At 45.7% G+C, this 17222-nt stretch carries 18 protein-coding genes; 2 read left to right on the plus strand and 16 right to left on the minus strand.

Annotated elements, in window-relative coordinates; translation table 11 throughout:
• Nucleotides 1-20: 20 nt before the first annotated feature.
• From rpsA to prsW, 5 genes are all read right to left on the minus strand, one after another.
• Complete coding sequence (gene rpsA, locus ACN9MT_RS09630) at nucleotides 21-1154, minus strand: 30S ribosomal protein S1 (protein ID WP_056062180.1); 1134 nt, start codon at nucleotides 1152-1154, stop codon at nucleotides 21-23.
• A gap of 102 nt (nucleotides 1155-1256) precedes the next feature.
• A complete protein-coding gene (locus ACN9MT_RS09635) occupies nucleotides 1257-1856 on the minus strand; it encodes a lysophospholipid acyltransferase family protein (protein WP_035407149.1) in 600 nt (199 codons plus the stop codon).
• Complete coding sequence (cmk, locus tag ACN9MT_RS09640; protein ID WP_035407146.1) at nucleotides 1853-2527, minus strand: (d)CMP kinase; 675 nt, start codon at nucleotides 2525-2527, stop codon at nucleotides 1853-1855. Before cmk ends, ACN9MT_RS09635 begins: the two co-directional genes overlap by 4 nt.
• Nucleotides 2528-2603: 76 nt before the next feature.
• Nucleotides 2604-3260, minus strand: a complete 657-nt coding sequence (locus ACN9MT_RS09645; RefSeq protein WP_035407143.1) for a flagellar brake protein — start codon at nucleotides 3258-3260, stop codon at nucleotides 2604-2606.
• Between the two features lie 19 nt (nucleotides 3261-3279).
• Nucleotides 3280-3957: a glutamic-type intramembrane protease PrsW gene (gene prsW / locus ACN9MT_RS09650; protein ID WP_035407140.1), complete on the minus strand. Its 678-nt coding sequence runs from the start codon at nucleotides 3955-3957 to the stop codon at nucleotides 3280-3282.
• Nucleotides 3958-4124: 167 nt separating this feature from the next.
• On the opposite strand from prsW, the gene ACN9MT_RS09655 reads away from it, so the two are divergent.
• Complete coding sequence (locus ACN9MT_RS09655) at nucleotides 4125-5093, plus strand: asparaginase (RefSeq protein ID WP_056062186.1); 969 nt, start codon at nucleotides 4125-4127, stop codon at nucleotides 5091-5093.
• Nucleotides 5094-5144: 51 nt separating this feature from the next.
• Here the strand turns inward: ACN9MT_RS09655 and ACN9MT_RS09660 are convergent, their stop codons facing one another.
• The 8 genes from ACN9MT_RS09660 to ACN9MT_RS09695 all read right to left on the minus strand — a co-directional run bounded on the left by ACN9MT_RS09660 (nucleotide 5145) and on the right by ACN9MT_RS09695 (nucleotide 13043).
• Nucleotides 5145-6134, minus strand: coding sequence for a YpdA family putative bacillithiol disulfide reductase (locus tag ACN9MT_RS09660; RefSeq protein ID WP_056062188.1), 990 nt, complete (start codon nucleotides 6132-6134; stop codon nucleotides 5145-5147).
• A 130-nt stretch (nucleotides 6135-6264) separates the two neighbouring features.
• Entirely contained in the window at nucleotides 6265-7530 is a 1266-nt protein-coding gene (locus ACN9MT_RS09665; RefSeq protein WP_035407132.1) for a Glu/Leu/Phe/Val family dehydrogenase, read from the minus strand.
• 146 nt (nucleotides 7531-7676) lie between these two features.
• Complete coding sequence (locus ACN9MT_RS09670) at nucleotides 7677-8609, minus strand: D-alanine--D-alanine ligase (RefSeq protein ID WP_056062191.1); 933 nt, start codon at nucleotides 8607-8609, stop codon at nucleotides 7677-7679.
• A 139-nt stretch (nucleotides 8610-8748) separates the two neighbouring features.
• Nucleotides 8749-9339 carry an adaptor protein MecA gene (locus ACN9MT_RS09675; protein ID WP_329468762.1) on the minus strand — a complete coding sequence of 197 codons (591 nt, stop codon included), beginning with the start codon at nucleotides 9337-9339 and terminating at the stop codon, nucleotides 8749-8751.
• Between the two features lie 57 nt (nucleotides 9340-9396).
• Nucleotides 9397-10281 carry a MerR family transcriptional regulator gene (locus ACN9MT_RS09680; RefSeq protein ID WP_035407123.1) on the minus strand — a complete coding sequence of 295 codons (885 nt, stop codon included), beginning with the start codon at nucleotides 10279-10281 and terminating at the stop codon, nucleotides 9397-9399.
• Between the two features lie 71 nt (nucleotides 10282-10352).
• A complete protein-coding gene (locus ACN9MT_RS09685) occupies nucleotides 10353-10547 on the minus strand; it encodes a hypothetical protein (protein ID WP_035407120.1) in 195 nt (64 codons plus the stop codon).
• 43 nt (nucleotides 10548-10590) lie between these two features.
• Nucleotides 10591-12021 carry a RecQ family ATP-dependent DNA helicase gene (locus ACN9MT_RS09690; protein ID WP_375091885.1) on the minus strand — a complete coding sequence of 477 codons (1431 nt, stop codon included), beginning with the start codon at nucleotides 12019-12021 and terminating at the stop codon, nucleotides 10591-10593.
• The gene (locus ACN9MT_RS09695; protein ID WP_426272134.1) at nucleotides 12021-13043 is read right to left on the minus strand and encodes a helix-turn-helix domain-containing protein; all 1023 of its coding nucleotides are present in this window, start codon (nucleotides 13041-13043) and stop codon (nucleotides 12021-12023) included. The genes ACN9MT_RS09690 and ACN9MT_RS09695 overlap by 1 nt, the downstream gene beginning before the upstream one ends.
• 230 nt (nucleotides 13044-13273) lie before the next feature.
• Between ACN9MT_RS09695 and ACN9MT_RS09700 the strand changes: the two genes are divergently transcribed.
• Entirely contained in the window at nucleotides 13274-13522 is a 249-nt protein-coding gene (locus ACN9MT_RS09700; RefSeq protein WP_029342027.1) for a ferredoxin, read from the plus strand.
• 133 nt (nucleotides 13523-13655) lie between these two features.
• Here ACN9MT_RS09700 and ACN9MT_RS09705 read toward each other — a convergent pair whose 3' ends face one another.
• Genes ACN9MT_RS09705 through ACN9MT_RS09715 form a run of 3 tightly spaced genes read right to left on the minus strand, consistent with a single transcriptional unit; the run spans nucleotide 13656 to nucleotide 17211 of the window.
• Nucleotides 13656-14615 (minus strand): ABC transporter permease, encoded by a 960-nt coding sequence (locus tag ACN9MT_RS09705; RefSeq protein WP_035407114.1) that lies wholly within the window; start codon nucleotides 14613-14615, stop codon nucleotides 13656-13658.
• Nucleotides 14615-15685: an ABC transporter permease gene (locus tag ACN9MT_RS09710; protein ID WP_368915522.1), complete on the minus strand. Its 1071-nt coding sequence runs from the start codon at nucleotides 15683-15685 to the stop codon at nucleotides 14615-14617. Before ACN9MT_RS09710 ends, ACN9MT_RS09705 begins: the two co-directional genes overlap by 1 nt.
• The gene (locus ACN9MT_RS09715; protein WP_035407107.1) at nucleotides 15682-17211 is read right to left on the minus strand and encodes an ABC transporter ATP-binding protein; all 1530 of its coding nucleotides are present in this window, start codon (nucleotides 17209-17211) and stop codon (nucleotides 15682-15684) included. Before ACN9MT_RS09715 ends, ACN9MT_RS09710 begins: the two co-directional genes overlap by 4 nt.
• Nucleotides 17212-17222: the final 11 nt, after the last annotated feature.

The following is a 17222-nucleotide window of genomic DNA, read 5'->3' on the forward strand; positions in this document are numbered from 1 at the left end:
TGTCCGCTTTGTGTCAACCTTTATTCTTTCGTCTCTGAATCGTCTTCTGTCAAGTCAGCGACAGAAAATCCTTCTGATTGATTCGAGTAATCCGAATAGTCCTCAGAAGACCCTTCTTCCTCTTCGAGAACACGTGTCGAGAGCGAGATCTTGTGCTCATCAAGACGCACTTCGAGTACCTTCGCTTCAATTTCTTGTCCTTCTTCAAGTACTTCTGAAGGCGATCCGATATGACGGTTCGCGATTTGTGAAATATGCAAAAGCCCTTCTACCTGCGGTGCAAGCTCAATGAAGGCACCGAACTGGACAAGACGACGTACGCGTCCTTTGACAATATCCCCAGCTTCGATTTTCCCTTCCATCTGTTGCCATGGACCCGGTTGTGTTTCCTTGATCGACAACTTAACCTTTTCTGTATCACGGTCGACGCCAAGTACTTTGACTTCGACTTTCTGACCTTCCGTGACGATGTCCGAAGGACGTTCGACACGATGGTGCGCCATTTCCGAGATATGAACGAGACCATCGACGCCACCGATATCAACGAAAGCACCGAAATCTGTCAATCGTTGGACTGTTCCTTCTAGAACTTGCCCCACTTCTAGATTTTCGAGTGTCTCTTTTTTCTTCGCGTTCAATTCACCTTCAACGACGGCTTTGTGCGAGAGAATGACACGGTTCTTCTCTTGATCGAGTTCAACGACCTTGACGTCAATCGAACGACCGATGTAATCCGAGAAGTCCTCGACGTAATGCCGCTCGACAAGCGACGCTGGGATGAATCCACGAACACCGATATCAACGACGAGACCACCTTTAACGATGTCTTTCACGACAACTTCAAAGATCTCACCTGATTTATACTTCTCTTCAACTTGCTCCCACGCTTTAAGTGCATCAATTTCTCGTTTTGAGACGACGACCTCTTCATCCGTGATTTTCTTGACCTTCACTTGTAGTTCATCTCCGACGTTCAACACACCACGAATATCATCGAGATGAAGACTCGATACTTCGCTGATCGGTAAGATGGCTTCTGTTTTATATCCGATATCAATGAGTGCTTGCTTGTCTTCAATTTTCACGACCATTCCGGTAACTACCTGGTCCCGATGAATTTCAAAATCAGGCATATCTTTCATTTCTTCGACCATTCCAAAACAACCTCCTCACGATGAGTACAAGAAACGCCTGACACGTGTCAATGCGTTTATCCTGCTTCTAACTTCTTACAATTCTGACTATTTGTCAAGGTATTAAGCGTGATTGAAGTAGACGGATTTGATTTCGTCCATGATTCGATCAGAAATTGCTTTCGCAGCACCACGTTGATCACGTAAATCCGAAATATCGACCGGTTTTCCGATCGCGACGCGCATTCGTTTGAAAGGGCGATACGATCCAATGATGGCAATCGGTAAAATTTGAGCATTCGATCGTAAGGCGAAGAACCCTACACCGGGTTGTGCTGATGTAAATTCTCCTGGAGCAGAACGCGTTCCTTCTGGGAAAATGCCAACAGTCTCATCCGTATTTAACAGCTCGATCGTCCGTTTCAAGGCTTGACGGTCCCCTTGACCACGACCGACAGGATAGGTTCCTGCCGCAATCATCAGCTGCTTTAAGGCAGGTACTTTAAACAACTCCTCCTTCGCCATATAACGAACCGAACGTTTCGGTGGAATCGCACTGACGAGGAAGACGGGATCCCAATTTGAACTGTGGTTGGCACAGATGAGTAAGGAACCGTCTTTCGGAATATTCTCTTGCCCCGTCACCTTCAATCGGAAGACTGTTTTGGCTATGACCCAGACGACAAACCGCGCAATCCGATAAACGGTATCTTGACGTTTCATTTTAGAACACCTTCCGCTAGTTCCATCAGGCGAACAACGACTTGATCAATCGTCATCTCTGTCGTATCTAGATATAATGCGTCGTCTGCTTGGCGTAGTGGAGAGACTTCACGTTCACTGTCCCGTTTGTCCCGCAGCGCGATTTCTTCTTGAAGAACTGTGATATCGCTATCCATCCCACGCGCGATGTTCTCCCGGTGCCTTCTAGCTGCACGCTCTTCCACAGTTGCCGTCAAGAAAACTTTTAATTCAGCATCAGGTAATACGACTGTACCGATGTCACGACCGTCCATGACGATGCCACCCTGATCTGCTAATTTTCGTTGCGCCGTGACGAGTGCTGCTCGAACTTCTTTTTGACGAGCGACGAACGATACGTTATTCGTGATTTCGATGGAACGGATCGCATCCGTCACTTCGCGATCACCAATAAAGACACGTTGCCCGTTTTCGCCTGGTGTTAAACGAATATCAAGCGATTTCATCAATTCGCCAAGCACTTCTCCGTTGTTCAGATCAAGCGATTGTTCGAGTGCTGCGAGCGTAACGGCACGATACATCGCCCCTGTATCGATATATACATAGTCAAGGCGTGCCGCCAGTTGTTTTGCGATCGTACTTTTCCCAGCACCTGCTGGTCCATCTAATGCAATTTGAATCTTCTTCATCATCCATCCAATCCTTCCATCTTCCCCATATTTGATGGGGATTCATTCTTCCGAACGTTATCATAGCAAAAAAATGCGGTCAGGTGAATGGATTCATGCCCCTTCTTGAACTTTTCATTTGCATTTGATAACAGTGACGCAATACTAGCTCACGACTTCTGTCAGGAATCATTGTAAATTGGAATGCGAGTTCATACCGTTCTTCCCGTCGATCGATACGGACGAGCTCAGCAATAACATCTAACGTACTCGAAATACCGTCACCAGTAGGTAGAATGAATGTCATCTCTACCTCTTCCTCTTTTTGAATCGGTAACTGATCTGACAAAATCATCATGCCACCAGCCGATAAGTCAAGCGTCACCGTCGTAAACGGATCAAATTGCGTTTTATGCGGATGAACGGCGACATCGAGCATTTGTGGTACTCGAACGAATTGACGTCGTTGGATGCGCTCGATTTGATCATCACTTGGTCGCTTTAAGGCGTACCGCTGACCACGAAGTGGATCATTTTGTCGTTCCACGACGACCGTATCAAATCCAAATAATTTACCTTTTTCTTTAAAGAAGTAAAACGAAACTTCTTCGTGGTCTGACAAGATGAACGTTTTCAATGTCGCGACCTCACTTGGTGCCTCGATCCAAATCAATCGATTCGTTACGGCTGTTACTTTTGACCGTCCTTGTCGATCTTCACTATTCGAAAGCATTACTAAATCCCCGATTTCCATCATCCTACTTCGCTCCTACTTTCTATTCGATGCCATCTGAATGTTGTTTTTTTCGTTTGAATCGACGATTCAAACGGTTGGCACCTCGTACTTGAAATAATCCGATCGTCCATAAAATGATCATGAAGACGATTGGCAAAACAGATATACCACCATTTTCCAATATTAACAAATTAAATAAGATATGTGCAAATACCGGAATCGTTATCGATAAGGACAACCACCGATACGGGTGAGGCGAGAATTTCGCCATTCCCATGAAGAAACCCATGATGACAGCAAACAAAGCATGACCGGATACCGGTAGTAAAGCTCGGAATAGCATGTGTTCGACCGTTCCATTCACCATCAGATATAAGATGTTCTCAAGGGTAGCAAATCCAAGCGAGCACGCTACGGCATAGATGATCCCATCATAATAATCATTAAACCGTTGATGGATATACACGGTATAAAAGACGACGAACCATTTTGCAAACTCTTCTGTGACTGCTGTTCGAACCAATTGCACCTCTTCACGCCCACCAAACTCCGTTTGAACGATATAGTCGATGAACATCAAGGGAAAAACGAGTAAAATTCCAAAAATGAAGCTTCGAAGGATATATCCAACGGGCTCTGATTCATGTTCGTGACGTAGATAAAAATAAGTTAGGAGTGCGATGCCTGGGGCAACTCCGGAGAAAACGATTTGAATCACGCTTCCTCTCCCCCTTTCTTCCTCTCCATAAGAATAAAGGTTTCTTGGAAAAAAGAAAACGTCCTCGTTGTTTCGGGAGGGAAAAAGGTTACAATATGGAAGAACTAATTGAATATGCTATAGAAAGTAGGTGAAGGTCTTTTGTCTTTTGACACAGACCATTTAGAATGAAATCATTATTATTAATTCATACGGGTGGAACGATTGCGATGGCGCAAGATCACTCCGGTCACGTCTTACCGAATGACATCAATCCACTGGATGCTTCACTACCTCGAGCGACGGATATCGCAAACATCACAACGCGTCATTTTTCGAATTTACCTTCTCCACATATGACGCCCGACATCATGCTACGTTTGGCACACTTCATCGAAAGTGAACTTGCTAAGGAACACTACGATGGAGTCGTCATCACCCATGGGACGGATACACTTGAAGAGACCGCTTATTTCTTGCATTTGACAATTGGTGCACCTGTTCCGATTGTTTTGACTGGAGCCATGCGTTCATCCAACGAAGTCGGATCGGATGGCGAGTTTAATTTGATCACGGCACTCCGTGTCGCAGTCAGTGAAGCAGCGCGTGAAAAAGGTGTTCTCGTCGTCTTTAATGGTGAGATTCATTCGGCATTCAACGTCACGAAAACGCATACGTCATCCGTCGATACGTTTAAATCGGTTCACTTCGGAAATCTTGGCATGGTGACGAAAGATCACGTTTACCTATTCAACACGCCACTTCTGAAGCAAACACATATGGTAACCTCGCTCTCTAAACGTGTTGCTGTTTTGAAAGTATATGCCGGAATGGAACCAGATTTATTACTAGCCGTGAAACAACTCGGTTACGATGGACTCGTACTTGAAGTTCTCGGTCAAGGAAACGTCCCTCCGAGTATCGTCGATGCCATTGCCGAATTGATCGCAGTCATGCCGATCGTCATCGTTAGTCGATGCTTCAATGGAATCGTGCAAGATGTTTATGGATATACAGGTGGCGGTCAACAGTTAAAAGAGATCGGTGTCATTTTCTCAAATGGACTGAACTCACAAAAAGCACGACTTAAATTAATGATTGAACTCGAAATCAATGCGACCCAATCAGAACTCGAAGAGTCATTCCGGGTCGAATAAATGAAAAAACCTCTTGACTGGGAACTCATCATTCCGAATCAAGAGGTTTTTTTAGACGTGAATTGATAGACCACGTAATCGTTCGACGAGATGATTCGCGATGTTCGCGCCATGAAAACGTCCGTTTTCAATGAATATCTTATTGGCATCGTATCCTGCTGCAACGACGCCGGCAATATAAATCCCAGGAACATTCGACTCCATCGTCTCTTCATCATGACTCGGAACACCTGTCTTGCGATCGATCGCGATACCAGCATCAGCGAACAAGCCGACGTCTGGTGTATAACCCGTCATCGCAAATACGAAATCTGCTCGGACAGTCCGCTTGTCTCCCTCCACTCGGTAAACGACTTCTTGGTCCGTGATTTCCTCGATCATCGCGTCAAACACCATCTTGACCTTTTCCGAACGAACGAGTGATTCGAAGTTCGGCAAGACCCATGGTTTGATCGACGGACTATACTCGGGTCCACGATAAAGTACGGTAACGCGTGCTCCTGCTTTTTCAAGCTCGATTGCTGCATCAACACTTGAATTCTTCCCACCGATGACGACGACATCCTGATCAAAGTATGGATGCCCTTCCGTAAAATAGTGCGATACGTGGGGTAACGTTTCTCCTGGGACGTCCATTCGGTTCGGTAACCCATAATAACCTGTCGCAAGCACAACAGATCGTGCTTCTCGCTGTTTCTTCACTCCAGAGCGTTCTGAGTGGATGATGAAGCGATCCGCCTGACGTTCAATGTGCTCGACCGTCTCAAATGGACGAATCGTCAACTGCTTTCGTTTGACGACTTCTCGATAATAGACGAGTGCATCGAGACGACGTGGTTTTAATTCCTTATTGATGAACGGCACGCCACCGATTTCTAATTTTTCACTACTTGAAAAGAACGTTTGATGCGTCGGATAACGATAGATCGCTTCAACGATATTTCCTTTTTCGAGCACTTCGACGTCTAGTCCTCGATCTTGCATTTCGATCGCTGCCGATAAACCACATGGTCCTGCACCGATTACGATACAATCTAACATTCGAATATCTCCTCTTCCGGTTGCTTTTTTTATATCTTAGCAAATCTCATCAAGAGACGAAAGAAATTGCAATAGGAAAACACCCGCTCCTCATCTAGAGGAACGGGTGGTACGTATTTTTAACGTTTAATTAGACCCAACCACGGAAACGGGATGCTTCTGCCATTTTCCGCACACCTACCATATAAGCGGCGAGACGCATATCGACATTTCGCGTCTGTGCTGTCTGATAGACTTGGTTGAATGAGTTCACGAGGACCTTTTCGAGTTTCTCGTGGACTTCCTCTTCCGTCCAGTAATACCCCTGATTATTCTGTACCCATTCGAAGTAAGAAACCGTTACGCCACCACTCGAAGCAAGAACATCCGGAACGATCAAAATGTCACGTTCTGCAAGAATTTTCGTCGCTTCGTTCGTCGTTGGACCGTTTGCTGCTTCTACGACGATCGCTGCGTGGATATCATGTGCATTGTCTTCTGTAATTTGATTCTCGATTGCCGCAGGAACAAGAATATCACATTCGAGTTCAAGCAATTCTTTATTCGAGATCGTATTTTTGAACAATGTCGTAACCGTTCCGAATGAGTCGCGACGGTCCAGTAGATATGGGATGTCGAGTCCGTTCGGATCATGAAGTGCACCGTAAGCATCACTGATGGCGATGACTTTTGCACCTAAGTCATACATGAACTTCGACAAGAAGCTACCTGCGTTCCCGAACCCTTGAACGACGACGCGTGCTCCTTCAAGTGTAATGCCTTTTTTTGCTGCCGCTTCTCGGATCATGATTGCGACACCTTTCGCCGTTGCTGTTTCACGACCGTGTGAGCCACCAAGAACGAGCGGTTTTCCTGTGATGAAACCAGGAGAGTTAAATTCATCGATCCGGCTGTACTCATCCATCATCCAAGCCATGATTTGTGAGTTCGTGAAGACGTCAGGTGCTGGAATATCCTTTGTCGGTCCAACGATCTGACTGATAGCACGGACATATCCACGGCTGAGACGTTCGATTTCGCGGAAGCTCATCTCACGTGGGTCACAAATGATCCCGCCTTTCCCGCCGCCATATGGTAAATCAACGATACCTGCCTTCAGACTCATCCAGACGGATAATGCTTTGACTTCGACTTCCGTCACGTTTGGGTGGAAACGAATTCCCCCTTTTGTCGGTCCAACAGCATCGTTATGTTGCGCACGATATCCTGTGAAGATTTTCGTCGAACCATCATCCATTCGCACCGGAATCCGGACTGTCAACATCCGGAGTGGTTCTTTAAGTAATTCATACATTTCGTCTGGATACCCTAATTTCCCTAGTGCTTCCTTGACGATTTCTTGTGTTGCTTCCAGTACGTTCTTGCGATGATTCGCATGTTGTTGGTCAGTAATCATTCCAACGTTCCTCCCCATAAGTGGCATCCCCTATGCCGTTTCCTTGTTCGGATAAAGTATACTCTTTTCTCGAACGTAATGAAAGGGGTTACGCCCATATTTGTAAGCGCTTTCTCACTTCTTTTCCTAGGATATCAATGATTGGATTACTTGATTTGGGCGTGGCGTTCAATCGCTAATTCCATGAAATACTCGACCAATTCCGGATATTCGATACCAACTGCTCGTGCTCCGTCCGGGAATAAACTCGTTGACGTCATACCTGGCAATGTATTCGTCTCTAAAATAACTGGATTTCCGGACTCAGGAACAAGGAAATCTGACCGGGAATACCCAGCACAACCCAGTACTTGATGTGCTTTGACGGCCCACTCCTGAAGTATTGCTGTCGTCGTCTCATCTAGTTCGGCTGGGCAGATATGCTCTGAACCTCCGATTGCATATTTCGATTCGTAATCATAAAAGGCATTCTTCGGAATGATCTCGATGACCGGTAATGCTTTTTCTGCACCTTTATGACCAACGACTGGAACCGTCACTTCGCGTCCTTTAATGAATTGTTCGACGAGAACCGCATCATCGGCTTCGAACGCTTTTGCAATCCCCTCACGTAACATCGTCTCGTCTTGTGCGATTGTCAATCCATTCGATGAACCTTCTTGTGCTGGTTTAACGACACAAGGGAATTGACCATTCCATTCTGCGATTTTCGCCTCGACATCATCTTCACGTTCTAATAATACATCACGTGCAATCGTGATACCCGCTTTATCAAAGTGAACTTTTGAACGTGCCTTATCCATCGCAAGTGCTGACGCTAACACACCTGAACCTGTGTATGGAATATTCGCAAGTTCAAGTAACGCCTGCACGCGTCCATCTTCACCAATTTTCCCATGAAGAGCGATGACAGCCACATCTACATCCAGCTGGAAGAGTTCATGTGCTCGATCAGGATGGAAATCAACAGCCGTGACTTCATGTCCTTTACTGTTTAACGCTTCCATGATTGATTTTCCACTGTTTAATGAAACCTCCCGTTCACCTGAAGTCCCACCATATAACACTGCCACTTTCATCCTACTTCACTCCTTCTTCTTACGTTCAATGATTATCATACCATCCTTCTGACCACGAAAAAATACAAAATGGTGCCACTTCTGGTAGAAGATAAAAAGGTGCGACATTGCCTGACGAGGCAATGTCGCACCTAATGTTCTAAATGTGGAATTGTTCCGCAATCGTGGCAATGGCTTGTTTCGATTGAATCGTTTTTCCGTACTCTGACATGACGAGCGGACTTTTCGGGCTCGGTTCCCCGTATTCTGACAAAATCGTCGTCACCGTACGCTCGAGCGCGTCATTCATTCGTTCCTGGAAATAGAGATAATAGCTGCCTTCGAAGAAATAAAGACTACCGCCTGTCTCCGTGTACGGCATATGTCGTAATAACCCATGGCTCGCTTGAATGACATCTTCGAGCGAATTCAAGGCATACAAGACATGATGGACGATGTCGACCGTCATGCGAATTTCGACTTGATCAAATTCGTCATTCATCTCTTCCGGTAGATCACCTTCACGACGCACATCAACGAGCATGCCGTCATTCGGAAAGAATGTGACGAAAAATTCGAGTGTTCCTGCTGCCTGAAAACCAAAATTCGATTCAGCTTCCTCTAATAAATTGCGCAATAGAGCTTGTCCCTTCCCAACGGCCAACGTTTCTGGTCGGACATCGTGAAGTGATAACTCTTGCTTCGTAATGAAGACACGAAGGTGTCCTTGTTTCATTTGTTCAAACCTCATATAGACTCCTCCAGTCAAGACCGGAAACATAGGTGTCTCCGTTCGCTATGAACCATACTATACACCAGATACCGGAGTGAGTCGACTTAACCAACTTTTCCACGATTGATCGTCCGCACCAAGTAAGTGTGGTCCGTATCGTTCCGGAAGCTGATCGACCGCGTATCCTCCAAGTCCAATTTCAAGATTCGGAAAATCAGCCATCAAACAGTCTAATGCTTCATCAAGCAATGGTAAATGATCGGATAACGTGCACGATAAGATGACAGCTTTCGGTTGCAATTGATGTGTCACGGCTACTAAGTCCGGCACCGGAATACCAGAACCGAGGAAAATCACATCAAAACCCGATTGCCGCAAGTAGAGTGTGAAGAAGAGTAGTCCGAGCTCATGTTCTTCTTCTGGTGCACAGACACAAACGATTCGCGGCAAGAACGGATTGATCGGCATCTGTAGTGATAACGTCGAAAGACGGGCTCTTAAGAAAGCTGTTGCAAAATGTTCATGCGCAATTGTAATCTCTCCTGACTCCCATTTCAGTCCGATTTCATGTAAGAGTGGACCAACGATATCTTGAATGACTTTATCGAAACTAAACATCGAGAACGCTTTATTCATGATGTCATGCGCGTGTCGTTCTTCGAAGTTCGTCAATGCACGGAATAACTGATCTCGTAGTTCGACTCCGTAATCATGGGGCACTTCAGCTCGATTGACAGGCATCTCATATAATTGAATTGCCTTTGAAACCGACAATCCTTCTTTTTGTTTATCGACGATCCAACGCAATTTCGCAACGTCACTATCACTATAAATGCGATGCCCGGATTCACTTCGATCCGGATCAAGCACTTGATATCTCCGCTCCCAAGCACGAATGGTCGTCGGGTTGAGTCCCACCAACGCAGCGACTGCTTTGATATTGTATTTCCCACGATCCATGCATCGTGCCTCCTTCCCCTTCCTTTCTAGTATACGCTGAAAGGAAAAAAATCTCCGTTCACAATGTGCCTTTACATCATGAAACCGATGGAGACGAAGGCGATGATGATCGTGATCATGAGTACCGTTAGCGTGATTGCCAGCGGATTTTTTCGAAATGGTTGCTTCAGTCGTTCATTTCGAACGTGTTCGATTCGCGAGGAACGTGGTGGTAAGAGTTGCTCCTCTTCGTTCTGATGTAACCGCCGTTGATCTTGTTTACTCAATGTTCATCACCTTTTCTTGAAAAAAATAAGGATATTTTCTAGTTTACACCGAATCTAGTGACGAAAAAAAGACTTGTTCTAAACGCTTTTTCCAATTTACCGTTTGAAGCACCTTACTCTTCACGGGATCCTGCCATTCGATCGTACCGCATATATCACAACAACGTGGCTGAACGATTGCCGGTTCATCAAAATGATGCAATAACATCTTACGGCGACATTCATTCCGGTGAATATAGTCCATCATCTGGCTGACTTCTCGTCCTTTGAGCTGTTTTCGTTCCACCTGCCATTGCATGATACGTTCCTTCGACCAGCCATTCTCAAGTTGCGATTTCAGTAACCGATATGCTGGATCTTCCGGATTGAGGTGTAGACGAGTCTCGATTTTCGCGTAGGACTCACCTCTTCTCACCCCTTGTTGTAACTGATCAATCCAAAGGACAGGCGCATATTGTGTCTCAATCAGAAAGGTTTGTAATTGTTCATCCTGAGGAGCATAAAGCAAGATCGCCGTCGCCTCTTTTCCGTCCCGACCGGCACGTCCGATTTCCTGCATATAAGCTTCAAGCGTCGCCGGCATCGTATGATGGATAACTGTACGAACGTTTCCTTTATCGACACCCATTCCAAATGCGCTCGTACAAACGAGACAGTCCATTTCATCATGAAGAAACTGTTGTTGAACAAGCTGACGGTCTTCCATCGTTAATCCGGCATGATAGTAGGTTGCCCCTTCAATGATTCCTGCAATCCGTTCCGCTTCTTTACGCGTTGTCGTATAGATGACACATGGACGAACGATACGAGTCATCCAACGGTCGAGTGCTGCGTCTTTTTCTTCTCGATCGACGCGATCCACGATGTATTGGATTTCCGGTCGATTGACGGAACGACGGATGACATGCGGTTCTCGCATCTGCAATTGTATTCGGATATCTCGTTCGACAGCTTGAGTCGCTGTTGCGGTTAAGGCGAGGCACTGCGGAAAACCTAGTTCCCGGCGAATTTGCCCAAGTCTTGCATACTCAGGTCGAAACTCGTGTCCCCACTGCGAGATACAGTGGGCTTCATCGACGACGAATAGCGCGATGTCGACCTGTTTCAGACGAGCCCGTATTTGTGGTAACGCGAGTTGTTCCGGTGATAAGTAGAGATACCGTAGATGTTCGAGTACGGATAAGATTTGCTCTTTTTCTTCTCGCGTCTCAACAGATGTTAATTTTGCGACAGAACGTTCTCCCCGACGTTTGATTTGCATGACTTGATCCTCAATCAAAGAGAGCAACGGAGACAAAATCAATGTCAGTCCCTCTCCTTTTACATACGAAGGAAACTGATAACAAACAGACTTTCCTCCACCTGTCGGTAAAATTGCTAACGTATCTGTTCCATTCAGGATGGATTCGATGATTTGGCGTTGTCCAGGTCGAAACGCTTCATAACCGAAATGTCGATGCAATAACGCTTCCATTAACTTCCCTCCCATTTACTACGAGCTAAGACCAATCGAATTTGAAAATAGGATACGTCTGATTGCATCGCGCTTTTGATTCGCTTGAGCGCATAAGTTTTGAGTTGTTGTGCGATATGTCGAATTTCTTCTTGTTGAGCCGTATCAACGAAATGATCTAACGGAAAAGTGGGTGCATACATTGCAATTTCAACAAGATGATCTTCCATCGTGCTATTTTTTAGACGTCTTCTGACCGCAACATCTTCAACAGTGAGTCCTTGTTGCAATAATTCCCAAGTCGTTTGAGCAGACTGCGTCATCTTCGGAGTGTGGAGACCGGCTCCGATTTGTTGAATGAGCGGTGTACTTTTTAAGTCATTGATGCATCTTCGCCAAGCTATGATAAATTCGAACTGGACCGTCTCGACATCTACCTTCATCATTCGTGACAATTGAGGATATGACCATCCCGTTTGCACACCTGATAATCGATGACTGATCAATGTCGCATCTCGTTCCGGTAAGCGCTCAAGGAGGAGCGTCAATTCTTGATACATCTGCGCTAACCAATCTGCTCGATTCGAGATGGTCGGAAGAACACTCTTGACCCACTCCCGAACGATCGTCTCTTGTTGCACGGGAATGAATGGTTGTTGCGCTTCTAGACAAATTACCGTTTGAACGAGAAGACTGAGCCGTTTCCACATCATTTCAGCATATCCCCGAAGTTCACCACCAAGTTGATCAATAATTACTCCATCCGTTTGTCCTACTAGTCGAGCGCCTTCGCTCGTCAGTCGAAGTGTCTCTTGCCGTTCGATCCACTTTTTCTGAGCGAGTTCCGTTAAAACCGACTCGAATCGCTGTTTACTGACTAATACGGTACCGAACGTCGACTCTAAATCATAAAAATGAGCATCTTGAAGAGAAGTTGCTGACTTCTTCCCTTGAAAAACATGATAAAGACTCCGGTCCGAACGTTCGTCTCGAAGACGCTGAATCGATTCTAGAAAAATGCGCTCTAGTAATGAAATTTCCATCTGCCACGCTCCTTTCTGATATATAGTGTTTATCGATTTGAAGATGATACCTCATCCATTTTCTTTTCGTTACGTTTTAGACATACTGTTTGCGGGCATGTGATGATATATACATTTTCTGTTATCACTTACGCTTCGTCATTGAAATGCAACGATGAGTCCGATACAATGACATATAGATGAGAACAGCGTGTTTCAATAATGTTTTCGTATAGAGAGGAGACCGTTCAATGGCTAAATTTACGATTGTCGACAAAGATACTTGCATCGCTTGTGGTGCTTGTGGAGCAGCGGCACCAGATATCTATGATTATGATGATGAGGGTTTGGCATATGTCATTCTTGATGATAACAATGGTACTGCCGAAATTCCAGAAGCATTATTCGACGATATGATTGATGCATTTGAAGGATGCCCGACGGATTCAATCAAAGTAGCAGATGAATCGTTCGAAGGCGATGCGTTAAAATTCGAATAAGTGAATAAAAAAAGATGTTTCCTTGCGAAACATCTTTTTTTGTTGGTCTTTTATTCACTCGATATATCTATCAATCATTAAAAAAACCGGATGTCGCCATTTGGCAACATCCGGTTTCTAAGTGGTAAAAAATTTAGCGTTTTCCTTTGATATATGGTACACCAACAGCTTTTGGTGCATCCGCCCGACCAACGACACCAGCGAGTGCTAGGATCGTCAAGAGATACGGTGCAATCAATAGATACACTTGCGGAATTTGATCGAGTAACGGCAATTGCTGACCGATGATTGAAATCGCTTGAGCGAATCCGAAGAATAGTGCAGCACCCATAGCCCCGAGTGGATTCCATTTTCCGAAGATCATCGCCGCAATCGCGAGGAACCCTTGACCGAGGATCGTCGTCACACTGAAGTTCAGTGAGATTGATGTCGCATAAACAGCACCAGCAAGACCACCGAAACCACCAGAGATCATGACACCGATGAAACGCATCTTCGTGACGTTGATTCCCATTGTATCTGCCGCCATCGGATGTTCCCCGACAGAACGTAAACGAAGACCAAATGGCGTCTTGAAAATGATGTACCACGCGACGAAGGCAAGGATGATCGCGATATACGATGTGTAGTAGACGTTCGCGAAGAACATCTTCAGCACAGGAATATCGGACAAGAATGGCACGTTCTCTTTTGAGATTCGGTTTGGAATCGAATCCGTTTGTCCTTTTCCGTAAAGCGCCCGGACGAGGAAGATGGCAAGACCGACTGCAAGCAAGTTGATCGCAACTCCAAGAACCGTTTGATCAGCCCGGAAAAGGATTGCCGGAATCGCAAGGAAGAGCGAGAAAACTGCTCCGACGACAATCGCAATGAGCATCGCAAGCCAAGGACTCGCAGCACCCAAGCCCATTTTTGATAGCGTCAATGCCGTGACGACACCCGTGAAGGCACCCATGACCATTAAACCTTCTAACGCGATGTTAACGACGCCAGAACGCTCACTGAAAATGCCGCCAAGTGCTGCAATGATCAACGGAGCCGAATAGGCAAGTGCGATTGGCACGATGATATAAAGTACTTCAAGAAAGCCCATTACTGACCGGCTCCTTTCGCTTTTTTAGATTCTTTCTTAACTGCGAACTTCTCGATGACGAGACGAATCGCGTATCCAGAAGCCACGAAGATGATGATGAACGCAATGATAATTTTGATCAGTTCCGGTGGAATACCAATCTGTTGCATCGACAGACCACCGATATTGAGTCCTGCAAATAGTAATGCAGCGAGCACGACGCCGATCGGATTATTCGCACCTAACAAGGCAACCGCGATCCCGTCGAATCCAACACCAGTGAAGGACGCATTCAGCGTCATGTTTTGGAACGTCCCAAGACCTTCCATCGCCCCAGCAAGACCAGCGAACACACCTGAGATGACGAACGATAAGATGATATTGCGGTTAACGCCCATCCCTGCATATTCAGCAGCATTCTTATTGAATCCAACAGCTCGAAGTTCATAACCGAGTGTTGTTTTCCAAAGAATAAACCAAAAGACGAGTGCAGCGATGATTGCGATGAAAATTCCGTTATGAAGACGTGAGAAATCCGTGATCTCTTGTAAAAACGGCGACGCAAGTGATGCTGATTCCTTGATTGTCTCCGTCCGCTCATTCGTAATGCCGATGACATGACGTAAAATATCGTTCGTGACGTATAACGCGATATAGTTCATCATGATCGACGTGATGACTTCATGTACGTGGAATTTCGCTTTTAAGATACCAGGAATCGATGCCCAAAGCGCACCTGCTAAACCTGCTCCAATCAAAGCGAGTGGTAAATGAACAACTGTCGGCAAATCAAACTTGATTCCAATCCAGACTGCAACCATCCAGCCGACGAGCACTTGACCTTCGACACCGATGTTAAAAAGTCCTGTCCGAAAAGCAAACGCGACAGCAAGACCCGCGAAGATCAATGGAGCCGCCGCACGCAATGTTTCACCGATGCTGTACGGTTCGCCAAAAATACCATAGAATAATTGATCAAACCCAGCAATCGGGTTATACCCACCAATGAGCATGACGATTGCCCCGACGACCATCCCAAGCACGATGGAAAGAATCGGAATGAGGATGCCGTAAAAACGCTCTAACTTCATGAATGACCTACCTCCTCTTTCTTACCGCCGGCCATCAGGAAGCCAAGCTCAATTTCGTTCGTTTCTTTCGGATCCAAGAAGGCCACTGTTTTTCCTTCATATAACACGGCAATCCGGTCAGAGACTTGCAGAATTTCTTCGAGTTCGAATGAAATCAACAAGACAGCACGACCTTTTTCGCGCTCAAGAACTAATTGTTCATGAATGAACTCGATTGCCCCAACATCAAGACCACGAGTCGGCTGAGCCGCAATCAGCAAATCTGGTGAACGATCGACTTCACGCGCGATGATCGCCTTCTGTTGGTTACCACCAGACAAGGCACGAGCGAACGTCTCTGGACTTGGAGTTCGGACGTCGAACTTCTCGATGAGCGTTTTGGCTTTTTCCATGACTTGTTTATAGTTCATGATGCCTGCTTTTGAGTACGGTTGTTTGTAGTACGTTTGTAAGACCATGTTATGTCCAATCGAATAATCAAGGACAAGTCCATGTTTATGTCGGTCTTGCGGGATGTGACCGACACCTGATTCCGTTACTTTCCGTGGCTTCAGGTTTTTAATCGATTTGTTGTTGAGGAAGATTTCGCCACTGTCTGCTTTACGAAGACCTGTAATGGCTTCAATCAATTCCGTTTGTCCGTTCCCGTCGATCCCGGCAATTCCAACGATTTCTCCGGCACGAATGTCGAGATTCAACCCATCGACTGCTTTGATGCCACGACCGTCCTTGACGACTAGATTCTTGATATCGAGGACGAGTTCTTGTGGAGTTGCCTTGGAATACTCCGCATTAAAGTTGACTTCACGACCTACCATCATTTCAGCAAGACGCGACTGTGTCATCGTCTCATCAATATCGACCGTGCCGATATATTTACCACGGCGAATCGTCGTACAGCGATCAGCTACTTCCATGATTTCTTTCAGTTTATGCGTAATGAGGATAATCGACTTTCCTTCCGCAATCAAGCGATTCATGATTTGAATCAATTCTTTGATCTCTTGCGGTGTCAAAACAGCAGATGGTTCATCAAAGATCAAGATGTCTGCCCCACGGTACAACGTCTTCAAAATTTCAACACGTTGTTGCATTCCGACTGAAATATCCTCGATTTTTGCATCAGGATCAACAGCAAGACCATACTGTTCAGAAATCTGGCGTACCTTTTCACGCGCCGATGCACGATCAATCTTAATCCCTGTACGTGGCTCTGCACCTAAAATGATGTTTTCAGTAACAGTGAAATTTTGAACGAGCATGAAGTGTTGGTGCACCATGCCGATTCCAAGATCATTCGCGACGTTCGGACTCGTAATATTGACTTTTTCACCACGTACACGAATTTCTCCAGCCTCAGGCTGATACAAACCAAATAAGACGTTCATCAGCGTCGATTTTCCGGCACCGTTTTCACCAAGTAAAGCGTGAATCTCACCTTTCCGAAGCTGGAGCGTGATATTATCATTTGCGACGAAATTGCCAAACTCTTTTCTGATGTTCAGCATCTCAATGACGTATTCCAAGAAAATCCACT

Origin of the sequence: Exiguobacterium sp. R-17 (assembly GCF_049913315.1) — a bacterium.
Taxonomy (GTDB): domain Bacteria; phylum Bacillota; class Bacilli; order Exiguobacteriales; family Exiguobacteriaceae; genus Exiguobacterium_A.

What these genes read in the sequence shown, in the direction of transcription:
- ACN9MT_RS09700 (WP_029342027.1), top strand. Translation starts at nt 13,274, where the DNA reads ATGGCTAAATTTACGATTGTCGACAAAGATACTTGCATCGCTTGTGGT.
- ACN9MT_RS09680 (WP_035407123.1), bottom strand. Translation starts at nt 10,281, where the DNA reads ATGGATCGTGGGAAATACAATATCAAAGCAGTCGCTGCGTTGGTGGGA.
- ACN9MT_RS09690 (WP_375091885.1), bottom strand. Translation starts at nt 12,021, where the DNA reads ATGGAAGCGTTATTGCATCGACATTTCGGTTATGAAGCGTTTCGACCT.
- ACN9MT_RS09645 (WP_035407143.1), bottom strand. Translation starts at nt 3,260, where the DNA reads ATGATGGAAATCGGGGATTTAGTAATGCTTTCGAATAGTGAAGATCGA.
- ACN9MT_RS09705 (WP_035407114.1), bottom strand. Translation starts at nt 14,615, where the DNA reads ATGGGCTTTCTTGAAGTACTTTATATCATCGTGCCAATCGCACTTGCC.
- ACN9MT_RS09665 (WP_035407132.1), bottom strand. Translation starts at nt 7,530, where the DNA reads ATGATTACTGACCAACAACATGCGAATCATCGCAAGAACGTACTGGAA.
- ACN9MT_RS09635 (WP_035407149.1), bottom strand. Translation starts at nt 1,856, where the DNA reads ATGAAACGTCAAGATACCGTTTATCGGATTGCGCGGTTTGTCGTCTGG.
- ACN9MT_RS09655 (WP_056062186.1), top strand. Translation starts at nt 4,125, where the DNA reads ATGAAATCATTATTATTAATTCATACGGGTGGAACGATTGCGATGGCG.
- ACN9MT_RS09710 (WP_368915522.1), bottom strand. Translation starts at nt 15,685, where the DNA reads ATGAAGTTAGAGCGTTTTTACGGCATCCTCATTCCGATTCTTTCCATC.
- cmk (WP_035407146.1), bottom strand. Translation starts at nt 2,527, where the DNA reads ATGATGAAGAAGATTCAAATTGCATTAGATGGACCAGCAGGTGCTGGG.
- ACN9MT_RS09660 (WP_056062188.1), bottom strand. Translation starts at nt 6,134, where the DNA reads ATGTTAGATTGTATCGTAATCGGTGCAGGACCATGTGGTTTATCGGCA.
- ACN9MT_RS09670 (WP_056062191.1), bottom strand. Translation starts at nt 8,609, where the DNA reads ATGAAAGTGGCAGTGTTATATGGTGGGACTTCAGGTGAACGGGAGGTT.
- rpsA (WP_056062180.1), bottom strand. Translation starts at nt 1,154, where the DNA reads ATGGTCGAAGAAATGAAAGATATGCCTGATTTTGAAATTCATCGGGAC.
- ACN9MT_RS09675 (WP_329468762.1), bottom strand. Translation starts at nt 9,339, where the DNA reads ATGAGGTTTGAACAAATGAAACAAGGACACCTTCGTGTCTTCATTACG.
- ACN9MT_RS09695 (WP_426272134.1), bottom strand. Translation starts at nt 13,043, where the DNA reads ATGGAAATTTCATTACTAGAGCGCATTTTTCTAGAATCGATTCAGCGT.